Origin of the sequence: Variovorax sp. OV084 (assembly GCF_900111625.1) — a bacterium.
In the GTDB taxonomy this organism is placed as follows: Bacteria; Pseudomonadota; Gammaproteobacteria; order Burkholderiales; family Burkholderiaceae_C; genus Variovorax.
Window position 1 is genome coordinate 12,654 of record NZ_FOII01000005.1, and the last position, 26,258, is coordinate 38,911.

22 protein-coding genes are annotated in these 26,258 nt (G+C 67.2%); 4 read left to right on the plus strand and 18 right to left on the minus strand.

Features of this window, described 5'->3' with window-relative positions; all coding sequences use genetic code 11:
• Positions 1-9: 9 nt before the first annotated feature.
• From BMW87_RS15180 to BMW87_RS15210, 7 genes are all read right to left on the minus strand, one after another.
• A complete protein-coding gene (locus BMW87_RS15180) occupies positions 10-1,407 on the minus strand; it encodes a heavy metal sensor histidine kinase (protein WP_093077206.1) in 1,398 nt (465 codons plus the stop codon).
• Positions 1,404-2,126 (minus strand): heavy metal response regulator transcription factor, encoded by a 723-nt coding sequence (locus tag BMW87_RS15185; RefSeq protein WP_093077208.1) that lies wholly within the window; start codon positions 2,124-2,126, stop codon positions 1,404-1,406. The genes BMW87_RS15180 and BMW87_RS15185 overlap by 4 nt, the downstream gene beginning before the upstream one ends.
• Positions 2,127-2,177: 51 nt before the next feature.
• Positions 2,178-5,348 carry an efflux RND transporter permease subunit gene (locus BMW87_RS15190; RefSeq protein ID WP_093077209.1) on the minus strand — a complete coding sequence of 1,057 codons (3,171 nt, stop codon included), beginning with the start codon at positions 5,346-5,348 and terminating at the stop codon, positions 2,178-2,180.
• Complete coding sequence (locus tag BMW87_RS15195) at positions 5,345-6,571, minus strand: efflux RND transporter periplasmic adaptor subunit (protein ID WP_093077211.1); 1,227 nt, start codon at positions 6,569-6,571, stop codon at positions 5,345-5,347. Before BMW87_RS15195 ends, BMW87_RS15190 begins: the two co-directional genes overlap by 4 nt.
• Positions 6,572-6,575: 4 nt before the next feature.
• On the minus strand, positions 6,576-8,060 hold the full coding sequence (locus BMW87_RS15200) for an efflux transporter outer membrane subunit (RefSeq protein ID WP_093077213.1): 1,485 nt from the start codon (positions 8,058-8,060) through the stop codon (positions 6,576-6,578).
• A gap of 72 nt (positions 8,061-8,132) precedes the next feature.
• Positions 8,133-9,143 (minus strand): aldo/keto reductase, encoded by a 1,011-nt coding sequence (locus tag BMW87_RS15205; protein WP_093077214.1) that lies wholly within the window; start codon positions 9,141-9,143, stop codon positions 8,133-8,135.
• An 85-nt stretch (positions 9,144-9,228) separates the two neighbouring features.
• Positions 9,229-10,473 carry a YVTN family beta-propeller repeat protein gene (locus BMW87_RS15210; protein ID WP_093077216.1) on the minus strand — a complete coding sequence of 415 codons (1,245 nt, stop codon included), beginning with the start codon at positions 10,471-10,473 and terminating at the stop codon, positions 9,229-9,231.
• Between the two features lie 166 nt (positions 10,474-10,639).
• Between BMW87_RS15210 and BMW87_RS15215 the strand changes: the two genes are divergently transcribed.
• Positions 10,640-11,212: a sigma-70 family RNA polymerase sigma factor gene (locus tag BMW87_RS15215; RefSeq protein ID WP_093077598.1), complete on the plus strand. Its 573-nt coding sequence runs from the start codon at positions 10,640-10,642 to the stop codon at positions 11,210-11,212.
• On the plus strand, positions 11,199-11,879 hold the full coding sequence (locus tag BMW87_RS15220; RefSeq protein ID WP_093077217.1) for an anti-sigma factor family protein: 681 nt from the start codon (positions 11,199-11,201) through the stop codon (positions 11,877-11,879). Before BMW87_RS15215 ends, BMW87_RS15220 begins: the two co-directional genes overlap by 14 nt.
• Here BMW87_RS15220 and BMW87_RS15225 read toward each other — a convergent pair.
• From BMW87_RS15225 to BMW87_RS15265, 9 genes are all read right to left on the minus strand, one after another.
• The gene (locus BMW87_RS15225; protein ID WP_093077219.1) at positions 11,869-13,116 is read right to left on the minus strand and encodes an MFS transporter; all 1,248 of its coding nucleotides are present in this window, start codon (positions 13,114-13,116) and stop codon (positions 11,869-11,871) included. The genes BMW87_RS15220 and BMW87_RS15225 overlap by 11 nt on opposite strands.
• Before the next feature lie 132 nt (positions 13,117-13,248).
• Positions 13,249-13,941, minus strand: coding sequence for an urea ABC transporter ATP-binding subunit UrtE (gene urtE / locus BMW87_RS15230; RefSeq protein ID WP_093077220.1), 693 nt, complete (start codon positions 13,939-13,941; stop codon positions 13,249-13,251).
• A 12-nt stretch (positions 13,942-13,953) separates the two neighbouring features.
• Positions 13,954-14,832, minus strand: coding sequence for an urea ABC transporter ATP-binding protein UrtD (gene urtD / locus BMW87_RS15235; protein ID WP_093058619.1), 879 nt, complete (start codon positions 14,830-14,832; stop codon positions 13,954-13,956).
• Complete coding sequence (urtC, locus tag BMW87_RS15240) at positions 14,829-16,049, minus strand: urea ABC transporter permease subunit UrtC (RefSeq protein WP_093077222.1); 1,221 nt, start codon at positions 16,047-16,049, stop codon at positions 14,829-14,831. The genes urtD and urtC overlap by 4 nt, the downstream gene beginning before the upstream one ends.
• Positions 16,046-17,593: an urea ABC transporter permease subunit UrtB gene (gene urtB, locus BMW87_RS15245; protein ID WP_093077223.1), complete on the minus strand. Its 1,548-nt coding sequence runs from the start codon at positions 17,591-17,593 to the stop codon at positions 16,046-16,048. The genes urtC and urtB overlap by 4 nt, the downstream gene beginning before the upstream one ends.
• 92 nt (positions 17,594-17,685) lie before the next feature.
• A complete protein-coding gene (gene urtA, locus BMW87_RS15250; RefSeq protein ID WP_093058616.1) occupies positions 17,686-18,954 on the minus strand; it encodes an urea ABC transporter substrate-binding protein in 1,269 nt (422 codons plus the stop codon).
• A 117-nt stretch (positions 18,955-19,071) separates the two neighbouring features.
• On the minus strand, positions 19,072-19,398 hold the full coding sequence (locus BMW87_RS15255; RefSeq protein WP_093077225.1) for a nucleotide pyrophosphohydrolase: 327 nt from the start codon (positions 19,396-19,398) through the stop codon (positions 19,072-19,074).
• A gap of 44 nt (positions 19,399-19,442) precedes the next feature.
• Complete coding sequence (locus BMW87_RS15260; RefSeq protein WP_093077226.1) at positions 19,443-20,906, minus strand: MFS transporter; 1,464 nt, start codon at positions 20,904-20,906, stop codon at positions 19,443-19,445.
• A gap of 64 nt (positions 20,907-20,970) precedes the next feature.
• Positions 20,971-21,357, minus strand: a complete 387-nt coding sequence (locus BMW87_RS15265; RefSeq protein ID WP_093077228.1) for a nuclear transport factor 2 family protein — start codon at positions 21,355-21,357, stop codon at positions 20,971-20,973.
• Between the two features lie 124 nt (positions 21,358-21,481).
• Here BMW87_RS15265 and BMW87_RS15270 point away from each other — a divergent pair, with 124 nt between their 5' ends.
• Positions 21,482-22,411: an AraC family transcriptional regulator gene (locus BMW87_RS15270; RefSeq protein WP_093058612.1), complete on the plus strand. Its 930-nt coding sequence runs from the start codon at positions 21,482-21,484 to the stop codon at positions 22,409-22,411.
• A gap of 12 nt (positions 22,412-22,423) precedes the next feature.
• On the opposite strand, the gene BMW87_RS15275 is transcribed toward BMW87_RS15270, so the two are convergent.
• Positions 22,424-23,467 carry an extracellular catalytic domain type 1 short-chain-length polyhydroxyalkanoate depolymerase gene (locus tag BMW87_RS15275; RefSeq protein ID WP_093077229.1) on the minus strand — a complete coding sequence of 348 codons (1,044 nt, stop codon included), beginning with the start codon at positions 23,465-23,467 and terminating at the stop codon, positions 22,424-22,426.
• Positions 23,468-23,544: 77 nt separating this feature from the next.
• Complete coding sequence (gene ppk2 / locus BMW87_RS15280) at positions 23,545-24,471, minus strand: polyphosphate kinase 2 (protein WP_093077231.1); 927 nt, start codon at positions 24,469-24,471, stop codon at positions 23,545-23,547.
• Between the two features lie 146 nt (positions 24,472-24,617).
• On the opposite strand from ppk2, the gene BMW87_RS15285 reads away from it, so the two are divergent.
• Entirely contained in the window at positions 24,618-26,249 is a 1,632-nt protein-coding gene (locus BMW87_RS15285) for an inorganic phosphate transporter (protein ID WP_093077232.1), read from the plus strand.
• Positions 26,250-26,258 lie beyond the last annotated feature (9 nt).

Here is a 26,258-nt window from a genome sequence, read left to right on the forward strand (position 1 = left end):
TGGGCGGCTTCAGCCAGCGAGTTTTTCAGGGGGGCGCGCCACGCTGAAACCAAAGGTGTTCAGGCCGCCTTCGCTCGATGCGCTCACCTGGCCCCCGTGCATGCTCGCCACCGCCTTCACGATGGCCAGCCCCAGCCCGTGGCCGTGATGCTCGCCGCCGTCGTTGCGTGCGGCATCGACGCGGTAGAACCGGTCGAACAGGTGCTGCAGATGCTGCTCGTCGATGGGTGCGCCCGGGTTCGACACGGTGATCCACGTCGAGGCGGCTTCTTCGCGCAGCGTCACGGCAATCTGCGCCCCCGGCTTCGAATGCTCTATGGCGTTCTGCAGCAGGTTCGACATGGCGCGGCGGAACAGCGCGCTTTCCAGCCGCGCCTCGGCCAGCACGTCGCCCTCGATGGCGACCTGCGTGCGCGTCTCGTCGAGCACGAACTCGAAGAACTCGATGGTCTTGCGCACTTCCTGCGCCACGGGCGTGAGCACCAGCCCGGTCGCCACTTCGCCGCGGTCGGCGCGCGCGAGGAACAGCATGTCGTTGACGATGGAGCGTACGCGCTCCAGGTCTTCGAGGTTGGCCTGCAGCACCTCCTGGAACTCGCCCGCGCTGCGCTGGCGCGACAGTGCCACCTGCGTGCTGCCGATGAGGTTGGCCAGCGGCGTGCGCAGTTCGTGCGCCACGTCGGCGTTGAACGATTCGAGCTGTCCGTAGGCCTCTTCGAGCCGGTTCAGCGCACCGTTGAAGGCCTCGGCCAGCGCCGAGAGTTCGACCGGCAAGGCCCCCGACTGAAGTCGCTGCGACAAGGTCTTGGGCCGCAACGCCTGCGCCTCGGCCGAAAGCCGCTCCAGCGGCCGCAACCCCACGCGCGCGATCCAGTAGCCGGCAATGGCCACCACCAGCGCCGACCCCAGCCCGAGCGCGGCCAGCGCGGTCAGAAAGGTCTGGCGCGTGCGCGCATAAGGCTCGGTGTTACGCCCGACGATCAGCCGTACGGCCGGCCGCTGCGCATGGGGCTCGATGTGCACGGACAGCGTGCGAAACGGCCTCTCCTGCCCCGGCAGCACGACGCTGCTGGTGTGGCCGTTGGCCTCGCGCGTGAGGCCGTCGATTTCGGCCAAGCCCTTGCCGTACTGGAAGCGCGGATCGTCGCTGAGCACCCAGAAGCGCACGCTGCCGTCCTCCGGCGTGAGCGCATCCATGCGCGCCTGCACGCGGGTCCAGCGCTCGGGGGTGTCGATGGCCTTGATCCAGAACTGCAGGCTCTTGAGCGTGGTGTCGAGCTCTTCGTACTGGTGCCGGTCCAGCTCGCGAATCAGCACCCTGTGCAGCGCGAAGCCGGTCAGCGCAAAGGTCGCGAGCGCCGCCGCGGCGAACATGATGACCAGCCGCGCGGTGATCGAGCGCTTCACGGTGCGGCGCCCTCCCCCTCGGCGGTGTTGCTGTCGCCGTCGCGCACTTCCATCACGTAGCCCATGCCGCGGATGGTATGCAGCAGCTTCGGGCTGAAGGGCACGTCGATCTTGTCGCGCAGCCGCTTGATGGCCACCTCGACCACGTTGGTGTTGCTGTCGAAATTCATGTCCCACACCAGCTCGGCGATGGCGGTCTTCGACAAAATTTCGCCCTGGCGCCTTGCCAGCACGGCGAGCAGCGCAAACTCCTTGGCTGTGAGGTCGATGCGCGTGTTGCCGCCGCCACTGCCACGAAAAGCCTTGCGCGCCAGCAGGTCGATCTGCAGGTCGGCAATGCGCAGCTGCATCGGCTCCTGCTTGCGCCCGCGCCGGTTCAGCGCCTGCAGCCGCGCCAGCAGCTCGAGAAACGAAAAGGGCTTGACGAGGTAGTCGTCCGCGCCTTCGTGCAGGCCCTTGATGCGGTCTTCCACGCTGTCGCGCGCGGTGAGCATGATGACCGGCGTCTGCTTGACGGCACGCAGCGCGCGCAGCACCGAGAAGCCGTCCTGCCCGGGCAGCATCACGTCGAGCACGATCACGTCGTAGTCGTGCGTGAGCGCCAGGTGCTGGCCGTCGATGCCGTTGTGCGCCATGTCGACGGCGCAGCCCTGCTCGGTCAACCCCTTGGAGAGGTAGTCCGCGGTTCTCAGCTCGTCTTCGACTATCAGGATCTTCATGGCGTTTTTGTCTCTGTCTCCGTCCCCGTCCGTAGTGTCAGCCGGCGCTCATCAGTGCGCCTCGGCCGGCACCGGGGCCTTGCCTTCCTTCGCTGCCTTGCGGGCCTTGCGCGCTTCCTTGCGATTCATGTACCAGTAGTGGGCACGGTCGAGGTACAGGTAGACCACCGGCGTGGTAAACAGGGTGAGTGCCTGCGAGAGTATCAGCCCGCCGACCATCGCGTAGCCCAGCGGCCGGCGCAGCTCCGAGCCCGAGCCGTGGCCCAACATCAGCGGCAGGCCCGAGAGCAGCGCGCACATGGTGGTCATCATGATCGGGCGGAAGCGCAGCAGGCAGGCCTGGTAGATGGCGTCGTGCGGCGACATGCCCTGCTCGCGCTCGGCCTTGAGCGCGAAGTCGATCATCATGATGCCGTTCTTCTTCACGATGCCGATCAGCAGGATGATGCCGATCAGCGCGATCACGCTCAGGTCGTAGCCGCCCGCCATCAATATCAGCAGGGCTCCCACGCCGGCCGAGGGCAGCGTCGACAGAATCGTCAGCGGGTGGATGTAGCTCTCATACAGCAGGCCCAGCACGATGTACACCGCCACCAGCGCCGCCGCAATCAGGTAGGGCTGCGAGGCGAGCGAATCCTGGAAGGCCTGCGCCGTGCCCTGGAACGAACCAGTGAGCGACTGCGGCAGGCCCATCTCGGCCTGCGCCTTGTTGATGGCGTTCACCGCGTCGCCCAGCGCATGGCCCGGCGCGAGGTTGAACGAGATGGTCACCGCCGGGAACTGGCCCTGGTGGCTGATCGACAGGTAGGCCGTCTTGCTGGTGTCCACCTTCACGAAGGTCGACAGCGGCACCTGCTGGCCGGTGAGCGGCGAGTTGAGGTACAGCTTGCTGAAGAGCGACGGGTCTTGCTGCAGCTCGGGCGTTACCTCCAACACCACGTGGTAGCTGTTGAGCTGCGTGAAGTACTGCGCCACCTGGCGCTGGCCGATGGCGTCGTACAGCGTGGCGTCGATGGTGGCGGGAGAAATGCCGAAGCTCGACGCGCGGTCGCGGTCGATGGTGAGCACGGCGGACGCCGCGGCGTTCTGCTGGTCAGAGGCCAGGTCGGTGATTTCGGGCAGCTGCTTGAAGCGCGCGAGCAACTGGGGTGCCCAGGTGTTGAGCTCGTCGAGGTTGGCGTCGGTCACCGTGTACTGGTACTGCGTGCGCGAGGCGCGTCCGCCCACGCGAATATCTTGCCCGGCCTGCAGGAACAGGTTCACGCCCTGCACCTTGGCGAGCTGTGGGCGCAGGCGCGTGATGATCTCGTCGGCGGTGGCGGTGCGGCCTTCGTCCTTGGGCTTCAGGCTGATGAAGAAGTTGCCGGTGTTGTAGGTGGACGAACTGCCGTTCATGCCGAAGCCGGTCACGTCAGGGTCCTTGCGCACCACGTCGGCCAGCTCGAGCATGCGGGCGTTCATCGACGCGAAGGATGCGTCTTGAGCCGACTCGGCAAAGCCCGAGATGAAGCCGGTGTCCTGCTGCGGGAAGAAGCCCTTCGGGATGATCGCAAACAGCACGCCGGTAGCAGCCACCGTGGCAATGAACACCATCAGCGTGATGAACTGGTGGTCGAGCACCACATGCAGCCCGCGCTTGTAGCCGTTGAGCATGGCGTCGAAGCCGCGCTCGAACAGCTGGTACAGGCGCCCGTGCTTGTTGCCGTGCTCGTTCTTCAGGAAGCGCGAGCACAGCATGGGCGTGAGCGTGAGCGAGATCACCACGCTCACCACGATGGTGAGCGTGACCGTTACCGCAAACTCGCGGAAGAGGCGCCCAACGATGCCGCCCATGAGCAGCAGCGGAATGAACACCGCCACCAGCGACACCGAGATCGAGATGATGGTGAAGCCGATTTCGCTCGCGCCCTTGTAGGCGGCCTCGACGGCCGACATGCCCTCTTCGACGTAGCGGTAGATGTTCTCGAGCATCACGATGGCGTCGTCCACCACGAAGCCGACCGCGATGGTCAGCGCCATGAGCGAGAGGTTGTCGAGGCTGTAGCCCAGCAGGTACATCACCGCCACCGTGCCCAGCAGCGCGAGCGGCACGGTCACGCTGGGAATGAGCGTGGCGGGCACATTGCGCAGGAACACGAAGATCACGGCCACCACGAGTGCGATGGTCAGCAGCAGCGTGAACTCCACGTCTTTCACCGAGGCGCGAATGGTCTGCGTGCGGTCGATGATGGCGTTGACGTCCACCGTCGGCGGAATCGACGCCTTCAGCCGCGGCAGCGCGGCGTTGATGCGGTCTACCGTTTCGATGACGTTGGCGCCGGGCTGCTTGGTGATGGCGAGCACGATGGAGCGGCCGTTCCGCACGTTGCTGCCTTCGGGCGCGGCGGCGCCTGCGTAGGCCCAGCCGGCGATCTTGGCGTTCTCGGGGCCATCGACCGCCACGCCCAGGTCGCGCACGCGAATGGGCGCGCCGTTGCGGTAGGCCAGCACCACGTCGTTCCACGGTTGGGCCTTCAGCAACTGGTCGTTGGTGTAGACGGTGAAGCTCTGGTTAGGCCCGTCGATGGTGCCCTTGGGCGCGTTGACGGTGGCCGAGGCAAGCACGGTGCGCACGTCTTCCAGGCTCAGGCCCAGCGCTGCGAGCTTGGCGGGGTCGACCTGGATGCGCACGGCCGGCTTCTGCACGCCGCCGATGTTGACCAGGCCCACGCCGGAGATCTGCGAGATCTGCTGCGCGAGGATGTTGTCGGCGTAGTCGTTCACCTCGGTGAGCGGCAGCGTCTTCGACTGCACCGAGAGAATCAGGATGGGCGCGTCGGCCGGGTTCACCTTGCGGAAGGTGGGCGGGCTCGGCAGGTTGGCGGGCAGCTGGCCGGTTGATGCGTTGATGGCGGCCTGCACGTCGAGCGCGGCGGCGTCGATGCTGCGGTCGAGGTCGAACTGCAGCGTGATCTGCGTGGAGCCCAGGCCGCTGGTGGACGTCATCTGCGACAGCCCCGCGATCAGCGAGAACTGCCGCTCCAGCGGCTGAGCGACGTTGGAGGCCATGGTTTCCGGGCTCGCGCCCGGCAGGTTGGCCGAAACCTGGATGGTCGGAAAGTCGACCTGCGGCAGCGGCGCCACCGGCAGCAGCGGAAACACCGCCGCGCCGACCAGCAGGATGGCCAGCGCCAGCAGCGTGGTGCCGATGGGGCGCTTGATGAATGCGGCAGAGATGCTCAATTGCTGCTCCCGCTGGCGGCCTTCTTGCCATCTTTGCCATCTGCATTCTTGGCGGCGGGCGGCGGCTCGACGATGGTGGCGCCGGGCTTGAGCTTGTACTGGCCGTCGACCACCACGCGCTGGCCGGCCGTCAGGCCCTTGTCGACAACTGCCGTGCCGTCGGCGATCTGCACCACGTGCACGGGCACGTTCTCGGCCTTGTTCTCTGCATCGACGGCCCAGACGTAGGTGTTGTCCTGTCCGCGCTGGATGGCGGCGGCGGGCACGGTGAGCGAATCGGGCCGGCGGTCGAGCTGCAGCCGCACGTTGACGTACTGGCCGGGCCACAGCGTGTGCTGCGGGTTGGCGAAGCTGCCCTTGAGCTGCACCGTGCCGCTGGTGGTGTCGATCTGGTTGTTCAGCAGGATCAGCTTGCCGGTGCCCAGCATCTGCGCGCCGCTGCGGTCAAAGGCCACCACCGAGAGCGGCTGCGCGCTTTGCTGCTGCACGCGGTTGATGTCCTGCACCGCGTCTTCGGGCAGCGTGAACTGCACGGCGATGGGGTCGATCTGGTTGATGACGACGAGGCCGCTGGTGTCGGTCGCGTGAACGATGTTGCCCGGGTCCACCAGCCGCGCGCCGACGCGGCCGTTCATGGGCGAGGAGATGCGCGTGAAGCTCAGTTGCACCTCGGCGAATTGCACCTGCGCGGCGTCGTTCTGCACGGTGGCTTCGAGCTGGTTAACCAGGGCCTTCTGCGTATCGACCTGCTGCTGCGTGGCGGCGTCTTGCGAGAGCAGCGTGGTGTAGCGCTTGAGGTCGGCGCGCGCATTGACGAGCGTGGCCTGGTCCTTCGCCTTGGTGGCCTGCGCCTGCGCGAGCTGGGCTTGCAGCGTGCGCGGGTCGAGCTGCGCGAGCAGCTGGCCGGCCTTCACGTCCTGCCCTTCGACGAAGCCGACCTTGTCGAGCTGGCCATCGATGCGCGCCTTGACGGTAACGGTGGCCATCGAGGCGACGGTGCCGATGCCCGAGCGATAGACCTGCACGGTCTGCGGCGTGACGCGTGCGGTGGTCACCTGCACCGGCGGAGTCTTGGGCGCATCGGGCTTGGCTGCGTTGGCCGCGTGGTGGGTGAGCGCCCAGGCGCCGCCGCCCAGCACGACCACGAGCGTGGCGGCCGCGAGCCAGGTGGAGCGGCGTTGGAACAGGGGGTGCGTTGTGGTGGTGTCTGCGGTCGTCGTCATGGCGTCAATTTCCGGAAGTCTTTTGTGCGGCATCGGCGGCGTTCCAGCCGCCGCCCGTGGCCGCGATCAGCGAGACGCTGGCTGCCAGCTGGCGGCCGAGCACCTGCGCGGCCGTGCGCTGGTTGGTGAGCGAGAGCGTCTGCGCCGTCACCACACTGAGGTAGGTGGCGGTGCCGGCGCGGTACTGGCTCAGGGCCAGGCGCTCGGCGAGTTGCGCGGCGCGCACGGCATCGGCCTGCAGGGCGGATTCGTTCTCGAGCACGCGCAGGGTGGCGAGGTTGTCTTCCACCTGCTGGAAGCCGCCGAGCACGGTCTGCTTGTATTGCGCGACCGAGGCGTCGTAGGTGGCCACGGCCTGGTCGGTGTGCGCCTTGCGCAAGCCGCCGTCGAACACGGTCTGCGCCAGCGCCGCGCCGAGCGACCACACGCGGCTGGGCGTGTTGAACAGCGTGCCCAGCGTGGCCGCGCTGAAGCCGCCGCTGGCGCTGAGCACGATCTGCGGGAAGTACGCGGCCTTGGCCACGCCGATGTTGGCGTTCGCTGCCTGCACGCGGCGCTCGGCGCCGGCGATGTCGGGGCGGCGTTCGAGCAGCTCCGAAGGCAGGCCCGTTGGCGTGACCGGGAGCTGCACGCGCAGCGCGGTGGCCGAAGAAAGCGTTTCGGCCGTGGGCGGCTGCGACGACGATTCGAGCGCCGGCAGCGAGAACGACGCGGGCGCCTGCCCCGTCAGCACCGCGATGGCGTGTTCGAGCAGGGCGCGCTGGGCGTCGAGGTCCACGGCCTGTGCCTGCGCCGTCTTGAGCTGGCTTTCTGCCAGCGCCACGTCGGAGCGCAGCACGGTGCCGGCCGCGTACTGGTGCTGCGTGAGCTCGAGCGCCTTGGCGTAGGCGGTGGTGGTGCTGGCGTACAGGTCGCGTTGCAGGTCGATCACGCGGATCTGCAAATAGTCTTGCGCGAGCGTGGTCTGGATGCTGAGCCGCGCGCCGGCGAGGTCGTCGGCGCTGGCCTGCTCGCTCGCGCTGCCGGCCTCGACCGAGCGGCGCACCGCGCCCCAGATGTCGGGCTCCCAGCTGGCGGCGAAGCCGAGGGTGTCGGTGGTGCCTAGCTTGACGGTGCCGGTGCTGTTGCTTTGTGCACGGGTGGCACCGGCGTTGATGCCGACGGTCGGGAAGAAGTTGGCGCGCGCTGCCGCGGTGATGGCCTGCGCCTCGCGGTACTGCGCCTCGGCGACGCGGATGTTCTGGTTGGCCGCGTTGGCCTGCACGATCAGCGCGCTGAGTGTGCTGTCGCCGTAGGCGTCCCACCAGGGGTGGCTGGCGTCGATGGTCTGCGGGGCAGCGGTTTTCCAGGGGCCGCCGGTTTCCTTGTAGGCGACCGGCACGTCCATCTGCGGGCGGACGTAGTCGGGGCCGACAGCGCAGCCTGCGAGGACCAAAACGGCCAGCGCGAGGGCCGCGCGCGAGAGAGGAGGTACGTCGGAAAGAACCATGATGAGGGCACTCTAGGCACCCTCATCAAACCCCTCGCTGTCGACTAACTGACAGTTCTGACAGTTTCAGCGTCAGCGCGGGGCATCGCCCTTGCGGTACTCGGCGGTCAGCTCGTCGAGCTTCTGCTTCAGCGCCGGATCGAGCTTGTATTCGGCGGCGGCCAGCGTCGCGTCGAGCTGGTCGGGCCGGCTCGCGCCGAGCAGCGGCGCGGTGATCAGCGGATTCGCCATCACCCACGCCACGGCCAGCGTTGCCAGCGGCACGCCCGCCTCGTCGGCCAGCTTGTGCAGTTGCGTCACGGTGTTGAAGCTGCGCTCGTTCCAGTAGCGGTCCTGGTACATGTTGCCCGCGGTGCCGAGCGTGAAGCGGGTGTTTTCCTCGGGCTTGGCACCGGGCTTGTACTTGCCGGTCAGCAGGCCACCCGCCAGGGGGTTGTAGGGAATCACGCCCAGCCCCTCTTCGCCAACCAGCGGCAGCAGCTCGCGCTCGATCTCGCGGAACAGCAGGCTGTAGCGCGGCTGCACCGACACATAGCGCGTGAGCTTGTGCAGCTCGGCCTTGCCCAGCGCGCGCGCCAGGCGGTAGGCCAGGAAGTTCGACACGCCGATGTAGCGTGCGCGCCCCGACTTCACGATGATGTCGAGCGCCTCCAGGCTTTCTTCGAGCGGCGTCTCGCGGTCGTCGCTGTGCAGCTGGTACAGGTCGACGTGGTCGGTCTGCAGCCGCTTGAGCGAGGCGTCGATGGCGTCCAGCAGGTGCTTGCGCGACGCGCCCTGGTCCCAGCTGTTGGGGCCGACCTTGCCGACCGCCTTGGTGGCGACGACGAAACGGCGGCGGCCCGTGGGGCCCTGCTTCTGCAGCCAGCGGCCGATGATCTCTTCGGTACGGCCGGTGGTTTCGACGGTGCCGCCGAGCGGGTACACGTCGGCGGTGTCGAGGAAGTTGATGCCGCCTTCGGCAGCCTTGTCGAGGATCTGGTGCGACACCGTCTCGTCGGTCTGCAGGCCGAAGGTCATGGTGCCGAGGGCAAGGCGGGACACGGTAAGGCCGGTGCGGCCGAGCCGCGTGGTGGGAATGCTCATGGGGGTTGGCTCCTTGGAAGCGAAGGGGCCGTGCACATGCCTGGCCCGCTCAACCATCATAGGCACCGCATCGCCTGCGCGCAGCTCAGGGGGAAATGACCGTCACGCGCGCCGTCATGTAAGGGTGCACCGAGCACACGTAGTCGTAGGTGCCCGGCTTGTCGAAGGTGCGGGCGAAGGTCTTGCCGGGCAGCAGCAGGTCGATGCCGGTGCCGCCGTCCTTGAAGACAACGCCGTGCGGCGCGCCGTCGTCGTTCTGCCAGCTCACGCGCTGACCGGCCTTGACCGTGATCTGCGCGGGCTCGAAGGCGAAGTTGCGGATAGTCACGTGGCTGGAGCTACCGGCATGCGCGGCTTCGGCGGCCACGACGCGCTGCACCGCGACCTTGCGCGGCGCGTTGCCCACCGCCACCGTGTGCACCGGCCCCCCCGCAAGATCGACCACGCTGACGTCATTCGAGCCTTCGTTGCTCACCCACAGCTTCTTGCCGTCCGCCGACAGGTCGAGCCAATGCGGCTGCTTGCCCACGCCGATGCTGCGCACCGCCGCACGCGTGGCCGGGTCGAACAGCATGACTTCGCCCGGGCCCTGCACCACCACCACCCCGCTGGCCATGCCCGCGAAGTGCTGTGCGATGTGCGGCGACACGCCCGTGGGCACCGGCGCGCTCCACTGGTTGGTGGCAGGGTCGAGCACCTGCACTGCAGGCACGCCAGCCAGCGTGAGGTACAGCGCCTTGCCGTCGTGGCCGAACTCCAGGTCGCGCGGCGGCTTGTCGAGCGGGATCTCGGTGACCACGCTGCGGGTGGCCATGTCGATCACGACCAGCGCGAAATGGCCGGGCTCCTGCGACGCAACGTAGGCCTGACGCCCGTCGGGTCGGATGGCGATGGTGTGCGGCTTGGGCACCGGCACGGTGGCGCTCACGCCGTGGGCCGTGGTGTCGACGAAGGCCACGCGGTCGTCGCCGTTGACGGCCACCAGCAGCCACTTGCCGTCCGCCGTCATGGCCAGGCCCTGCGGGCCTTTGCCGACGTCGATGTTGCGCGCGACGTGGTCGGTGGCGGCATCGATCTCGCTCACAGTCGAAGCACTGGAGCCGCTGACGAACACACTGCGCCCGCCCGGCGCGACGATGATGCCGTCCGGCCCGGCCGCCACCGGCACGGTGGCGACGACGCGCTCGGTGCCGGTGTCGATCACGCTGACGGTGCTGTCCTTGAAGTTGCCGACGTAGGCCTTGGGCCCGGCGGCCAAGGCGGGGGCGGCCGAGGCGGCCAGGGCCGAGAGCAGTACGAGGATGCGTGCGAAACCGGGAATGGCGAGCATGGTGAAGACCTCCTGGGGAATTGAACGGAAGCAAGCAGAATCCGCACAGGGCATGACGCATGGCGTGCCCTGCTTATTCCACGCGGGTCGGTAAAAAAAGATGGAGAAGATGGAATAAGGCGCCAGGCCACTCCGTCATGCAGGAAGAAGGAGCCCATTGAGCCTGTTGACGACCGATCGCACACGCCAGTTCGAAGCCGCAGCGTTGCCGCATCTCGATGCGGCGTGGAATCTTGCGCGCTGGTTGTTGCGCGACGACCAGCTGGCCGACGATGCGGTGCAGGAGGCGTACCTGCGTGCGTTCCGTTTTTTCGACGGGCTGCGCGGCGAGAGCGCGCGGCCTTGGCTTCTGGGCATCGTGCGCAATGCCTGCTACGACTGGATGCGGCAGAACCGGCAGTTGGCCGACCAGGTCGAGTTCGACGAACTGCGCGACAGCGAGGCGGCTGATGGTCACTCTTCAGCGCAGGCCGGCGATCCGGCCCGGCAATGGGAGCAGCGTGCACAGGGCGAGCGCATCAATGCCGCCATCGACGCGCTGCCGCCGGTGTACCGCGAAGTGATCGTGCTGCGCGAGCTCGAAGAGATGCGCTACGAGGACATCGCGCGCATTGCCGGCGTGCCGCTGGGCACGGTGATGTCGCGGCTGTCGCGCGCGCGGGCCTTGCTGCGCGACAGCCTGCGCGACGAACGGCCCGCTGGCGACGCTGGAGGAAAGATCCACCATGTCAATGTCTGAAGAAGAACTGGGAACGCTGATCCGGCGTCACGCCGTGCGGCACACGCCGCCGGATGGGCTGGCCGAGCGCATCGGGCAGGCGGTGCGCGCCGAGGCAGTGACCGCACCCACGCCGGTGCAGCAGCCTCGTCGCGGCTTGTGGCAAGGCCTGGCGTGGTTCGGCACGGGCGCGGCGACGGCATGGGGCCTTGCGCTGATGCTGCTCGCGACGCCGGTGCCGCCGCAGGACGCGCTCGCCGAAGCCGTCACCGCAAACCACGTGCGCTCGCTGATGGCCTCGCACCTGGCCGACGTGGCCTCGTCCGACCAGCACACGGTGAAGCCGTGGTTCGCCGGCAAGCTCGACTTTTCACCGCCGGTGATCGACCTGGCTGCGGAAGGCTTTTCGTTGACTGGCGGGCGGCTCGACTACCTCGATGGGCGCACAGTTGCTGCGCTGGTCTATCGCTCAGGGCCGCATGTGATCAATGTGTTCGTCTGGCCGGCGGCCGATGCGAAGGCACAGGGCCCGGTGTTCTCCACGCGCCAGGGCTACCAGCTGGCGCGATGGGCCCAGGGCGGCATGCAGGCGTGGGCGGTGTCGGACCTGAACGCAGCGGAGCTTCGCCGCTTCGCCACGCTGCTGCGCGAACGCGGCGCGCCCGAGGGCACGGCCCTCAGCAAGTAACCGTTTCGGGCCGGCGCGCTTCGGCACGCGCGCTCGCAATCGCCCAACCGAACACGCCCATGCCCGCCAGCGCCAGCAAGGCACCGACCCAGCCGGTCGAGGTCCAGCCCAGGCCCGCGGCAATGGCCACGCCGCCGAGCCACGCGCCGAGCGCGTTGGCCATGTTGAAGGCCGAGTGGTTGAGCGCGGCGGCGAGCGTCTGCGCATCGCCGGCCACGTCCATCAGGCGGATCTGCAGCGCCGGGCCGATGGCCACGGTGGTGCCGATGAGGAACACGTTGAACGCCGCGGTAAAGACGTTGTGCGCCGCGAAGGTGAACATCGCGAGCACCAGCGCCGCATAGACCAGCAGGCCGCCGATGGTGCGCATGAGCGACTTGTCGGCCAGGCGCGAGCCCACGAGGTTGCCGGTGACCATGCCCAGGCCGAACAGCGCCAGCACGAAGGGCACGCCGCCCAGCGGCATGCCAGCCACTTCGATGAGCGTGGGCTTGATGTAGCTGAACACCGAGAACATGCCGCCGAAGCCGATGGCGCCGATGCCGAGCGTGAACCACACCTGCTTGCGCTTGAGCGCGCCGAGTTCGCGCCACGGGCTGGCGCCTGCGGGCGCCGCGAGGTCGGGGATGTCGCGGCGCAGCAGCGCGATGGCTACCAGCGCGATCACGCCGACGAACACGAAGGCGGCGCGCCAACCGAAGATCTGGCCCAGCCAGGCGGCGATGGGCACGCCGACCAGCGTGGCGCCGGTGAGCCCCAGCATGACGAGCCCCACGGCCCGCGCGCGGCGCCCCGGTGGCGCGAGCGTGGCGGCCACGAGCGCGGCCACGCCGAAGTAGGTGCCGTGCGGCAGGCCGGTGGCAAAGCGCAGCAGGTTCAGCAGCAAATAGTTGGGGGCCGCGGCGCTGGCGAAGTTGCCGGCCGCGAACACGGCCATGAGCGCGATCAGCAGCGCGCGGCGGCGCCAGCCTGCGGCGAGCACCGCGAGCACGGGCGCGCCGATGACCACGCCGAGCGCGTAGGCGCTGATGACGTGGCCTGCCTGCGGGATGCTGACGTCGATGTCCTTCGCCACTTCGGGCAACAGGCCCATGATGACGAATTCGCCGGTGCCGATGGCAAAGCCGCCGACGCCAAGTGCGAGCACCGCGCGCAGGAAGTTGACGGGCGCGGCGGGAGAGGAAGAAACGGAAATATCGGTGTCCGCGCTGTCCAGCGCGGGTGGGGAGGCGTTCAAGGCCAGGCTCCTGGGAAGGTGCCCGGCGGCCGCGGGCAGAAGCCGGATTTTAGGGTAAACCCTGAATTTCTGCCGATACGCAGTTGCCCAAGGCCTTGTACTGGCAGGGCTTCGAAGCCCTGCCCAAGGGGTTCAGATGGCGACGAGCTGGCGCACGCCCTGCGCCTCCATGTCCTTGCCAAGGCCGCGGGCAATGACTTCGCCCCGCTCCATCACGAGGTAGTCGTCGGCCAGTTCCTGGGCGAAGTCGTAGTACTGCTCGCACAGCACGATGGCCATGTCGCCGCGGTCGGCCAGCATGCGGATGACGCGGCCGATGTCCTTGATGATGCTGGGCTGGATGCCTTCGGTAGGCTCGTCGAGGATCAGCAGCTTGGGCTTGGGCGCGAGGGCCCGGGCGATCGCAAGCTGCTGCTGCTGCCCGCCGGAGAGGTCGCCGCCTCTTCTGCTGATCATCTGCTTGAGCACGGGGAACAGGTCGAACAGCTCCGACGGAATGGGCGTGCTGCCGCTCTTGTAGGCCAGGCCCATGCGCAGGTTTTCCTCGACCGTGAGCCGCGCAAAGATCTCGCGGCCCTGCGGGACGAAGCCGATGCCGGCTCTTGCCCTGTCGTAAGGCGTGGCCTTGTGGATGGGCCTGCCTTCGAGTTCGATGCTGCCGCTCTTGATGGGCACCAGGCCCATGAGCGACTTCAGCAGCGTGGTCTTGCCTACGCCGTTGCGGCCCAGCAATACCGTGACCTTGCCGAGCGTTGCCTCGAAGCTCACGTCCCGGAGGATGTGGGAGCCGCCGTAGTACTGGTGGATGTTCTTGACTGTCAGCATGGGTTCAGTTCCTCAGCGGCCCAGATAGACCTCGATCACCCGCTCGTCGGCCTGCACTTCGTCCAGCGTGCCTTGCGCCAGCACGGAGCCGTCGCACAGCACGGTGACGATCTCGGAGATGGTGCGGATGAAGCTCATGTCGTGCTCCACCACCATCAGCGAATGCTTGCCCTTGAGGGTGAGGAACAGCTCGGCGGTGCGCGCCGTCTCTTCATCGGTCATGCCTGCGACGGGCTCGTCGAGCAGCAGCAGCTTCGGGTCCTGCATCAGCAGCATGCCGATTTCGAGCCACTGCTTCTGGCCGTGGCTCAGGTTGCCGGCCAGGCGCGACACGCTGTCGGCGAGGTGGATGGTTTCCAGCACCTCGGCCAGGCGGTCGCTTTGTGCCGAGTCGAGCCTGAAGAGCATCGAGGCACGCACGCCCTTGTTGGTCTTCAGCGCGAGCTCGAGGTTCTCGAACACGGTCAGGTGCTCGAACACTGTCGGCTTCTGGAACTTGCGGCCGATGCCCAATTGCGCGATGTCCGCTTCGCGGTGGCGCAGCAGGTCGATGGTGCTGCCGAAGAACACGGTGCCCGAATCGGGCCGCGTCTTGCCGGTGATGATGTCCATCATCGTGGTCTTGCCCGCGCCGTTGGGGCCGATGATGCAGCGCAGCTCGCCTGGCGCGATGTCGAGCGACAGCTTGTTGATGGCCTTGAAGCCGTCGAAGCTCACGCTGACGTCTTCGAGGTAGAGGATGCGGCCATGCGTGACGTCGACTTCGCCCGGCGTGACATGGCGGCCGAAATCTGCGGCGCGGCCGCCCGATTCGGTGCTGCCGCTCGCGTAGTGAATGCCGCTGGCGCGTGCCGCGCGCTCGGCGCCGGCTTCCATCAGGTCGGGCGTCATGCGCGTGCTCCCTTCGCGTCCACGGGCAGCGAGGCCAGCGCATCGGGCTCGACGCCCTGCTCCGCCGCAACCGAGCGCCGTGCAGCATCCTGCACGGGCTCGGGCGACACCGGCTTCTTCTCCCTCGACACCCACTTGCGCACCAACCCCACGATGCCGTTCGGCAGGAACAGCGTGACAGCAATGAACAAGGCACCCAGGAAGTACAGCCAGTACTCGGGGTAGGCCACGGTGAGCCAGCTCTTCGCGCCGTTGACGATGAAGGCGCCGATGATGGGGCCGATCAGCGTCGCGCGTCCGCCCACGGCGGCCCAGATGGCGATCTCGATGGAGTTGGCCGCGCTCATCTCGCCCGGGTTGATGATGCCGACCTGCGGCACGTACAGCGCGCCGGCCACGCCGCACATGATGGCGGAGATGACCCAGATCGTGAGCTTGTACGGCAGCGGGTTGTAGCCCGAGAACATCACGCGCGTTTCGGCGTCGCGAATGGCCTGCAGCACGCGGCCGAACTTGCTGCCGATGAGCCACTTTGCGAACAGGAAGAAGCCCAGCAGCGTGGCGCCGGTGAGCGCGAACAGCGTCATTCGCATTTCCTGCGTGGCAATCGGAATATTCAGGATGCGCTTGAAGTCGGTGAAGCCGTTGTTGCCGCCGAAGCCCGTCTCGTTGCGGAAGAACAGCAGCATGGCCGCGAATGTCATGGCCTGCGTGATGATCGAGAAGTACACGCCCTTGATGCGCGAGCGGAAGGCGAAGAAGCCGAACACGAAGGCGATGAGGCCCGGCACCGCGACGATCAAAATCAGCGTGGCGATGAAGCTGTCGCTGAAGGTCCAGTGCCAGGGCAGCGTCTTCCAGTCGAGGAACACCATGAAGTCGGGCAGGTCGCTCTTGTAATTGCCGTCGCGGCCGATCTGGCGCATGAGGTACATGCCCATCATGTAGCCGCCGAGCGCGAAGAACAGGCCATGGCCCAGCGAGAGGATGCCGGTGTAGCCCCAGATCAGGTCCATGGCCAGCGCGCAGATGGCGTAGCACATGATCTTGCCGACCAGCGCCACCGCGTAGTCGCTCATGTGCAGCGGGCTGTCGACCGGCACCCAGATGTTGAGCACCGGTGCCACCGCGCACACCACGATCAGCGCGACGAAGAAGGCCGTCCAGCCCTTGCCGCTCAGCAGCGGCCCCTTGGTTGGAAGTACGACCTTGCTCATGCCTCAGCGCTCCGGCCTTTCATAGCGAAGATGCCTTGCGGCCGCTTCTGGATGAAGATGATGATGAAGACAAGCACCGCGATCTTCGCGAGCACCGCGCCCGCCCAGCCTTCGATGAACTTGTTGAGAATGCCCAGCCCCAGCGCCGCATACACGGTGCCCGCAAGCTGGCCGACGCCGCCCATCACGACCACCATGAAGCTGTCGACGATGTAGCTCTGGCCCAGGTCGGGGCCGACGTTGCCGATCTGGCTCAGCGCACAGCCGGCAAGGCCCGCGATGCCGGAGCCGAGCGCGAAGGCGTAGGTGTCGATGCGCGCGGTGTTCACACCCATGCACGAGGCGATCGGACGGTTCTGCGTAACGCCGCGCACGAAGAGGCCCAGGCGCGTCTTGCCGATGAGCCAGCCCATCGCAAGCAATACCAGAGCGGCGAAGATGATGATGCAGATGCGGTTCCACGGCAGCGTGACGTTGCTCAGCATGGTGAAGCCGCCGCTCATCCAGCCGGGGTTTTCGACGCCGACGTTCTGCGCACCGAACAGCGTGCGCACGAGCTGCTGCAGCATCAGGCTGATGCCCCAGGTGGCGAGCAGCGTTTCGAGAGGTCGGCCGTAGAGGAAACGGATCACGCCGCGCTCCAACACCGCGCCCACGAGCGCCGACGCGAGGAACGAGACCGGAATGGCCGCGACCAGGTACAAGCCGAAGGCCGCCTCGGGCACGTACTTCTGGAAGATGCCCTGCATCACGTAGGTGGCGTAGGCGCCGATCATCATCAGCTCGCCGTGCGCCATGTTGATCACGCCCATCAGCCCGTAGGTGATGGCCAGGCCGAGCGCGGCCAGCAGCAGCACCGAGCCCAGGCTGATGCCGCTGAACACGGCGTTGATGCGGTCTCCCCAGACCAGCGCGCCGTCGATGCTGGCAATGGAAGCGACGATGGCGGCCTTGACGTCCGCCTCGGTTTCGTCGGCCAGGCGCTGGTTGAGCAGCAGCTTGGTGTCGGGGTTGCGGTTGTTGCCGAGCTCCTTGGCGGCGATGAGGCGCTTGGCCTTGTCGGCGCTGGTGAGCATGCTGGCGGCGCGCACCAGTTCGAGCTGCGCCTTGATCTTCGGATTGGTCTCGGCGGCCAGCGCCTTCTCGACCATGGGCACGCGCGATTCGTCGGGCTCCTTGAAGAGCGCCTGCGCGGCTTCGGCGCGCACCGCGTCGTCCTTGCTCGTGAGCTTGAGCGCGGCCTGAGCGGCATCGAGCGCGCCGCGCATGAGGTTGTTGTTGACGACGTCTTCGGCGGTGTCGGGCACCTTCAGCTCGGCGCCGGTGACGGGGTCGTAGCCCTTGTCGTCCTTCATCACGAAGACCTTGTCTTCGGTGTACTTGACCGCGTCGTCGGACATGGCCTGGATGAAGGCGGTGGTCTTGTCGTCGGCCGTGAGCACGGCCTTGTTGAGCGCGGCGATGCGGGCTTCGGATTCGCCGGAGGCGATGGCCCGGGCTTCGTCGGCGGTCAGCGCGTGGGCGGCCGATGCCATGAGCAGCATGGCGGCGAGTGCGCAGTGAAGGGTTCGTCGAAGCATCATGAGAATGGAAGTTGGGTTGGCTCCCTCCCCCCACTGGGGAGGGAGAAACACACTTACATCGACTTGCCAGCCGGATAGTCAGGCTTCTTGTCGTTGCCTTCGATGTACGGGCTCCACGGCTTGGCCTTCACAGGACCCGGCGTCTTCCACACCACGTTGAACTGGCCATCGGCCTTGATTTCGCCGATGAACACGCTCTTGTGCAGGTGGTGGTTCTTCTCGTCCATCTTCGACACGATGCCCGAGGGAGCCGTGAAGGTCTGGCCGGCCATGGCTGCGATCACCTTGTCGGTGTCGGTCGACTTGGCCTTCTCGACCGCCTGCTTCCACATGTGGATGCCGATCCAGGTGGCTTCCATCGGGTCGTTGGTGAGCGGCTTGTCCTTGTGGCCGGCGATGTTCTTGGCCTTGGCGTAGTCGCTCCACTGCTTGATGAACGCCGTGTTGGTCGGATTCTTGATCGACATGAAGTAGTTCCATGCGGCCAGGTGACCGACCAACGGCTTGGTGTCCACGCCGCGCAGCTCTTCTTCGCCCACCGAGAAGGCAACCACGGGCACGTCCTTGGCCTTCAGGCCGGCGTTGCCGAGTTCCTTGTAGAAGGGCACGTTGGAGTCGCCGTTGATGGTCGACACCACTGCAGTCTTGCCGCCGGCCGAGAACTTCTTGATGTCGGCAACGATGGTCTGGTAGTCGCTGTGGCCGAAGGGGGTGTACTTCTCGTCGATGTCGGTGTCCTTCACGCCCTTGCTCTTGAGGTAGGCGCGCAGGATCTTGTTGGTGGTGCGGGGGTACACGTAGTCGGTGCCCAGCAGCACCCAGCGCTTGGCGCCGCCACCTTCCTTGCTCATCAGGTAGTCGACGGCCGGAATGGCTTGCTGGTTGGGCGCGGCGCCCGTGTAGAACACGTTCTTCGAGAGCTCTTCACCCTCGTATTGCACCGGGTAGAACAGCAGGCCGTTCATTTCCTCGACCACCGGCAGCACCGACTTGCGCGACACCGAGGTCCAGCAGCCGAAGATCACCGAGACCTTGTCCTGGCCGAGCAACTGCTTGGTCTTTTCAGCGAACAGGGGCCAGTTGGAGGCCGGGTCGACCACCACGGGCTCGAGCTGCTTGCCCAGCACGCCGCCCTTCTTGTTGATGTCGTCGATGGCCATCAGCACCGTGTCTTTCAACACGGTTTCAGAGATGGCCATCGTGCCCGACAGCGAGTGCAGCACGCCGACCTTGATGGTGTCGGCAGCGAAAGCGGGCGCAGCAGAAATGCTGGCCAGCGCGACGGCGGCGGTGAGCGCCTTGAGTGTGAAACGACGTTGCATGTGGACTCCTGCTCCGGGTTGGTTGAACCTTGTCGCCAGCGCTTTGCTGGCGTGGGAGGGAGTCTGCGGAATGCACCAGGAAGGGGAAATACGCCGGGTGGCGTACACGGAAGGTATTCAGGCGGGTGGTGATGGCGCGGGGTACTTCTGCGCGTTGACCAGCATCTTGCTTCTAGCCGCCTCGATCACGTCGATGCCAAGCTTGTCGGCGAGCTGCAGCAGATAGAGAAAGACATCGGCGATCTCGGTGCCGATCTCGGCGCGCTTGTCTGCCGGCAGAGAGCGGCTCTGCGCTTCGGTGAGCCACTGGAAGTGTTCGAGCAGTTCGGCGGCTTCGACCGAGAGGGCCGAAGCGAGGTTCTTGGGGGAGTGGAACTGCTCCCAGTTGCGGGCTTGTGCGAAGTCGCGCAGCGCCTGAATCAGTTGTTGCAGATCGGTGACCATGTCGCTCCTGTTGTGCGGTCAGGAGTTTGGCACGCCCCCACAGCTCAGGTCTGTCGGCTTCCGCGCCAATGCAGCACAGCCACCACCAGGGCCGACACCATCAGGTACAGCAGCGCCACACCGAACGCCCCCGAATAGCCGGCCATGTCCGTCGCCTCGCCCAGCCGCCCGTAGAAGAGGATGCCGATCAACGCCACCCCCAGCGCATTGCTCGCCTGCTGCACCATCGACAGCACGCCCGAGGCCACGCCCGCATGTTGCGGCGGCAGCCCTGCCAGCACGGTGGACACCAGCGGCGCCATCACCATGCCGAGCCCCGCGCCCTGCAACAGCAGCAGCGGCACCATCCACGCCACGACGTGCGAATGCCCCGCCCAGCCGGCCACATTGACGAACTGCAATGCGTGCCCTGCAGCAAGCACCAGTGCACCGAGCGCGATGGGCGGCTTGCCTCCGAAGCGCCGCGCGAGGCGCGCACCCGCCATTGACGTCGCGAAGAAGCCGACCGCCAGCGAAGTGAAGACGACGCCCGAGGTGAGCGCATCGAGCGCCAGGCCTTGCTGCAGGTACAGCGCGAGCACAAAGTACAGCGAGGCATTGCCCACATAGAAGGCCAGCGTGGTGAGCAGGCCCGTGACGAAGCGACCGTTGGCCAGCAGCGCCGGTGCCACGAGCGGCGCACCGCCGCGTGCAGCGAGCCGGCGCTGTTGATATGCAAAGGCTGCGAGCAGCGGCAGCGCCGCCGCAAGGCACACCCAGCTCCACAGTGGCCAGCCCTGTTCGCGGCCTTCCACCAGCGGCAGCACCACGGCCACCGAACCCGCGGCCACCAGCAGCATGCCGAGGAGGTCGAGCTTGCTGCTGCCGTTGTTCGCCAGCGGCGGAATGACGCGCGGTGCAAGCATCAGCGCCAGCAGGCCGATCGGCACGTTGATGAGGAAGCAACTGCGCCAGCCCAGACCAGCCACATCGGCATGGATCAGCAAGCCGCCGACGAGCTGCCCGAGCGTGGCTCCCAGCCCCAGCGTGAGCCCATAGGCCGCGAAGGCACGCGCCCGGTCTTCGCCGGTGTATGCAAGGCCGATCATCGCCAGCACCTGCGGCTGCAGCAGCGCGCCGGCCAGCCCCTGCAGCACGCGCGCCGCCACCAGCAGTTCGGCGTTTGGCGCAAAGCCGCAGGCGGCTGACGCCAGCGTGAACAACAGCAGGCCCAGCATGAACATGCGGCGGCGACCGAACAGGTCGCCGAGCCGGCCGCCGGTGATCAGGCCCGCTGCGGTGGCCAGGCCGTAGCCGGCCACCACCAGTTGCAAGGTGCCCGCGCTCGCCAGCAGCTCGCGCTGCATCGACGGCAGCGCGACGTTGACGATGAAGAAGTCCAGCACCACCAGGAAGGTGCCGCTGAGCATGACCCACAAGCCCAGCCGCCCGGGCTTCGTCGCGCCCGTGCTCTGGCTTCCTGTGGAAGAAAGCGATGCTGCCGAAGCAGCGATGTTTGACTGCGTCATGATGGGCTCGAGTGTTGGGAGGAAGCGATACGGCGGCAATGACCCCGGAGGTCATCGCCGGGATTCAGACAGCGGGCGTCGGCAGGATGAACTGGTAGTCCGTGGCGATGCGGCCGTCCTCGGCCAGCACCAGTAACTCCAGCCCGACTGCGGCCACCGGGCCCCCGGCAGCCGGGATCATGTGCCAATGGAACATCACCGCGTCGTGCAGGAACTGGGCATCGCCTGCGGAGATGAAGCGGAAGCCGGCGTCACGCACGTTCTTCTCGTGCGAGCCGGTAACGCGCTGCTGCAGCGCCTCGTAGCCCTTGGCCTTCAGCGTACGCACGTAGTGCTCGCCGTCGGGCACCCAGAGGCCGGCGATGGCGGCGCGGCGCGCGTCGGCGTCGGGTTCGTTCCAGACGGCGACGTAGCGGTCGGCGAGCTCGGCAAATTCTGTTCTGGCGTTCATGTTCTGCTCCTGTTGTTTCTGTGTCTGGGAAGAGTGAGGCTGCAGTTTCTGCCTCCGCCGGTGGACAGTGAATGCCTAGGAAGCCGACAATCTTGTCCATTCGTCCACCGCCACAGGAGTCTTCATGGATCCGCTCGACGACGTCTTCGCCGCCATGCGCGTGCGCAGCGCCCTGTATGCCCGCCTCGAAGCCGGCGCGCCCTGGGGTGTGAGCCTGGCGGGCGGCGAGAGTGCGCGCTTCGGGCTGGTGGTGCGCGGCGGCTGCCTGCTGGAGATCGAGGGCATGGCGCAGCCGGTGGCGCTGGCGACGGGCGACTGCTATGTGCTGGCGCATGGCACGCCCTACATCCTGCGCGACCATCCGAACACGCCGACGGTAAGCTGTGCCTCCGTCGTGCGTGACCGCATCGGCGGGCTGGTGGAACTCGGCGGCACGGGTACGGCGGCATCGGTGATCTGCGGCTGGTTCCACTTCGACCAGCGCGCCGCGCGGCCGCTGCTCGATCTGCTGCCGGTGCTGCTGCACGTGAAGATGGAGCAGGCCCGCGCCCTTGCGCTGCAAGGCACGCTGCAACTGCTGGCCATGGAAACCGGCGAGCCGGGCCTGGGCTCCAGCCTGCTCGTGAGCCGGCTGGCCGACATCGTGTTCGTGCAGGCCGTGCGCGCGCATGTCGCGGCCAACGGCGAATCTCAGACGGGCTGGCTCGCCGCACTGGCCGACGCGCGCATTGGCCCGGCCCTGCGTGCGATGCACAAGGACATCGCGCGCGACTGGACGGTGGAGGCTCTTGCTTCCGTCGCGAGCCTGTCGCGCTCGGCCTTCGCGCAGCGTTTTCGCGAGCGGGTGGGACAGGCGCCGCTGGAGTACCTCACGCAGTGGCGCATGTTCAAGGCCGGCAACATGCTGGGGCAAGGCCACGCTGCCCTGGGCGCGATCGCAGGGGCGGTGGGCTACGAGTCGGAGGCGGCGTTCAGCAAAGCCTTCAAGCGAGAGAAAGGGATGGCGCCCGGTGCCTGGCGGGCAGCGGCGCGCGAAGGCGCTGTCGCTGCATAGTCGCCCTTCTCTTCAGGCCTTCGCTGCGGCCTTGAACTGCGCGGCCGCAAAGGCCCATGTCATGCGCGTGGCGTCAGGCCCCTCGGGGTCGCTGAACAGCAGCTTCGATGCGCCGCCGCTCCACGAATGGCCCAGCCCCGCGATCTCGCACAGCGTGACGAGCGTGCGGCCCTTGCGCTTGAAGTCGGTCACGCGCATCGAACGGCGCTTGCCGCGCTGCATGTTGCGCGACAGCCCGGGCTTCGCGCCCAGCGCGGTGGCCCACACCGCGGCGCTGTTGACTGCATTGCTCGGCGCAACGACTGCGTCGGCATCGCCGTGCAGCACCAGCATCGGCGGCAAGGTGGCGAAGACAGCCGCGGCGCCCATCGCCTTGCCGACTGCCGTGGAGGGCATCGGCGGCACGTTCTGTCCGCGCATTGCGCCAAGGGCCGTGGCCGGCGATTTCGCCGCGCCGGGCGCCACGCCCGAATGCATGACGACGGCGCGGAAGCGATTCGGGTAGCGCGTGGCCAGCAAGGCTGCCATGCTCGCGCCGGCCGAGAGCCCCGCCAGCGCCACGCGATCGCGGTCCACGGGGTACAGCATGCAGGCCTGGTCGATGGCGGCCATCAGCGTCGCGGCTTCGGCGTCGGCCTTGCCGGAGCGACGCTCGTACCAGTTCCAGCAGCCCTGCGGATGGGCGAGCCGGTCTTGCTCGAGATAGAGCACCAGGAAGCGCTGGCGCACGGCCAGCGCGTTCATGCGCGTGCTCGCGGCAAAGTCGCGCCCGGTCTGGCCGCAGCCGTGCAGCATGACCATGAGCGGCAGCCGCTCGCCCGGCTTCAGCTGCAAGCCGGCCGGCCGGAACAGGTGATAGCCGCGTGCACCGCCCGGGCCCATCGCCATGCCGCTGAGCCAGTCGCCTTTGCCGGGCGGCGGCTTGAGCCGCTTGGCCGCGGCGCGCTGGACCTGTCCCGCGATGCGCTTGCTGTTGCTCAGCGTGGCCTTGGTGAGCGCGCGCAGGTTGCGCTCGTAGGCGCGGGCAAAGACGGAAGCGGTGGAAGAACGGGCCATGGCGCGCAGTGTGAACGCAAAGCGCCGGCCGGCCTAACAACACCCGACAAGGGGCGGCCTTACCGCCCCGGCACACATCAGTAGATTTCCGGAACGATCATGTTGGCCGGAACAGGCTGGCGCAGATAGTCGTCGTGCCGCACGCGCGCGGGCAGCTCGACCGGCGGATGCGCCACTTCCTGGTACGGCATCTGGCCCAGCAGATGGCTGATGCAGTTCAGCCGCGCCTTCTTCTTGTCGACCGCCTGCACCACCCACCACGGCGCCTCGGGGATGTGGGTGCGCTCCAGCATGATTTCCTTCGCCTTGGTGTATTCTTCCCAGCGGCGGCGGCTTTCGAGGTCCATCGGGCTGAGCTTCCACTGCTTGAGCGGATCGTGGATGCGGCCGAGGAAGCGCATGTGCTGCTCGTCGTCGGTGATGGAGAACCAGTATTTGATGAGCTTGATGCCCGAGCGCACGAGCATCTTCTCGAACTCGGGCACGGTCCGGAAGAACTCTTCGTACTCTTCGTCGGTGCAGAAGCCCATCACGCGCTCAACGCCGGCGCGGTTGTACCAGCTGCGGTCGAACAGCACCATTTCGCCCGCTGCCGGCAAGTGCGCGGCATAGCGCTGGAAGTACCACTGCGTGCGTTCGCGGTCGTTGGGCGCCGGCAGCGCGGCCACGCGGGCCACGCGCGGGTTCAGGCGCTGTGTGATGCGCTTGATGACGCCGCCCTTGCCCGCCGCGTCGCGGCCTTCGAACAGGATGACAACTTTTTGCTTGCTGTGCTGCACCCAGTCCTGCAGCTTGACGAGCTCGCCCTGCAGGCGGAACAGCTCCTTGAAGTAGGCCTGGCGGGCGGCCTTGTCGGCGGAGGTCGGCGTTGCCAAGGCCGGGTCGAGGCCGTCGATGTTGCGGTCTTCGATCTCCAGCTCGAGCTCTTCGTCGTAGCTGTCGATCAGGTCGCGGGCGATGCGTTGCATCAGGTCTTCGTGGTCGGGAAGTGCGCTGGTCGGCATGGTGGGGCGGAAAGAGTGAAAGGGGCAGGAAAAAGCATGCTGCTCGCCGTATATGACGGCTGCGTGACGGTTTTGGGCCCGTTGACACGGAGTTGTCACACGCCGCGAACACCATCTGCAGCTATTCCAACACCCCAGAAACGCCCATGAACACGCTTGCAGCCCCGCATGCCGAGTTGCCGTCCGCGCCCGCCGCGCAACGGCCCAAGCTCGACTCCAAGCCCGGTCCGCTCACGCTGATCACCTTCGTGGGGCTGCTGGCCGCCGGCCTGCTCTTCACGGCCTGGAGCCTGGTGGGCGACGTGACGTCCTCCGGGGCGCCCGTCACCACCTGGGTGCCCTACATGCTTCTTGGCGTGGCGCTGCTGATTGCGCTGGGCTTCGAGTTCGTCAACGGCTTCCATGACACGGCCAACGCCGTGGCGACCGTCATCTATACCCATTCGCTGCCGCCCAACTTCGCTGTGGTGTGGTCGGGCTTCTTCAACTTCCTGGGCGTGCTGGTGTCCAGCGGCGCGGTGGCCTTCGGCATCATCGCGCTGCTGCCGGTGGAGCTCATTCTTCAGGTGGGTTCGGGCGCAGGCTTCGCGATGGTGTTCGCGCTGCTGATCGCCGCCATCATCTGGAACTTGGGCACATGGTGGCTGGGGCTGCCGGCTTCGTCGTCGCACACGCTGATCGGCTCGATCATCGGCGTGGGCGTGGCCAATGCGCTGATGCACGGGCGCGACGGCACCAGCGGCGTCGACTGGGCGCAGGCCACCAAGGTAGGCTACTCGCTGCTGCTGTCGCCGATGGTCGGCTTCGGCTGCGCCGCGCTGCTGCTGCTGGCGCTGCGGGCCTTCGTGAAGAACCGCGCACTGTATGAAGAACCCAAGGGCGCCGAGCCGCCGCCGTGGTGGATCCGCGGCCTGTTGATCCTGACCTGCACGGGCGTGTCGTTCGCGCATGGTTCCAACGACGGTCAGAAGGGCATGGGGCTGATCATGCTGATCCTCGTGGGCACGGTGCCTATGGCCTACGCGCTGAACCGCGCGATGCCCGCCAACGAGACCGTGAAGTTCGCGGCCGTGGCCGAGATGGCGCAGACCGCATTGACCCGCAGCGCGCCGACCTCGCTGCCCGCGCTGGAGCCCGCCGCGGCGCGCGACACGCTCTCCACCTATGTGCGCACCCGCGAGTTCAGTCCCTCGGTGGTGCCCGCGCTGGCAGCGACCGCCGGCAGCATCGGACGGCAGGTGCGCGAGCACGGCTCGCTGGCCGGCGTCCCCGCGGATGCCGTCGCCAACGTGCGCAATGACATGTACCTGGCCTCCGAAGCTATCCGCCACCTCGACAAGAGCGGCGCGGCCAAGTTCGACGACGAGACAAAACTGCGCGTCAATACGTTCCGCCAGGAACTGGACAGCGCCACGCGCTTCATCCCGCTGTGGGTCAAGGTCGCGGTGGCCATCGCACTGGGCCTGGGCACGATGATCGGCTGGAAGCGCATCGTGGTCACCGTGGGCGAGAAGATCGGCAAGACGCACCTGAGCTACGCGCAGGGCGCCTCGGCCGAAGTGGTGGCAATGATCACCATCGGCGCAGCAGACATGTATGGGCTGCCTGTGTCGACCACGCACGTGCTGTCGTCCGGCGTGGCCGGCACCATGACGGCCAGCGGCTCGGGCCTGCAGATGTCCACGCTGCGCAACCTCGCGCTGGCCTGGGTGCTGACGCTGCCGGTGGCGATGCTGCTGTCGGGGTCGCTCTACTGGTTGTTCACCCGTATTTTCTGATCACGCATC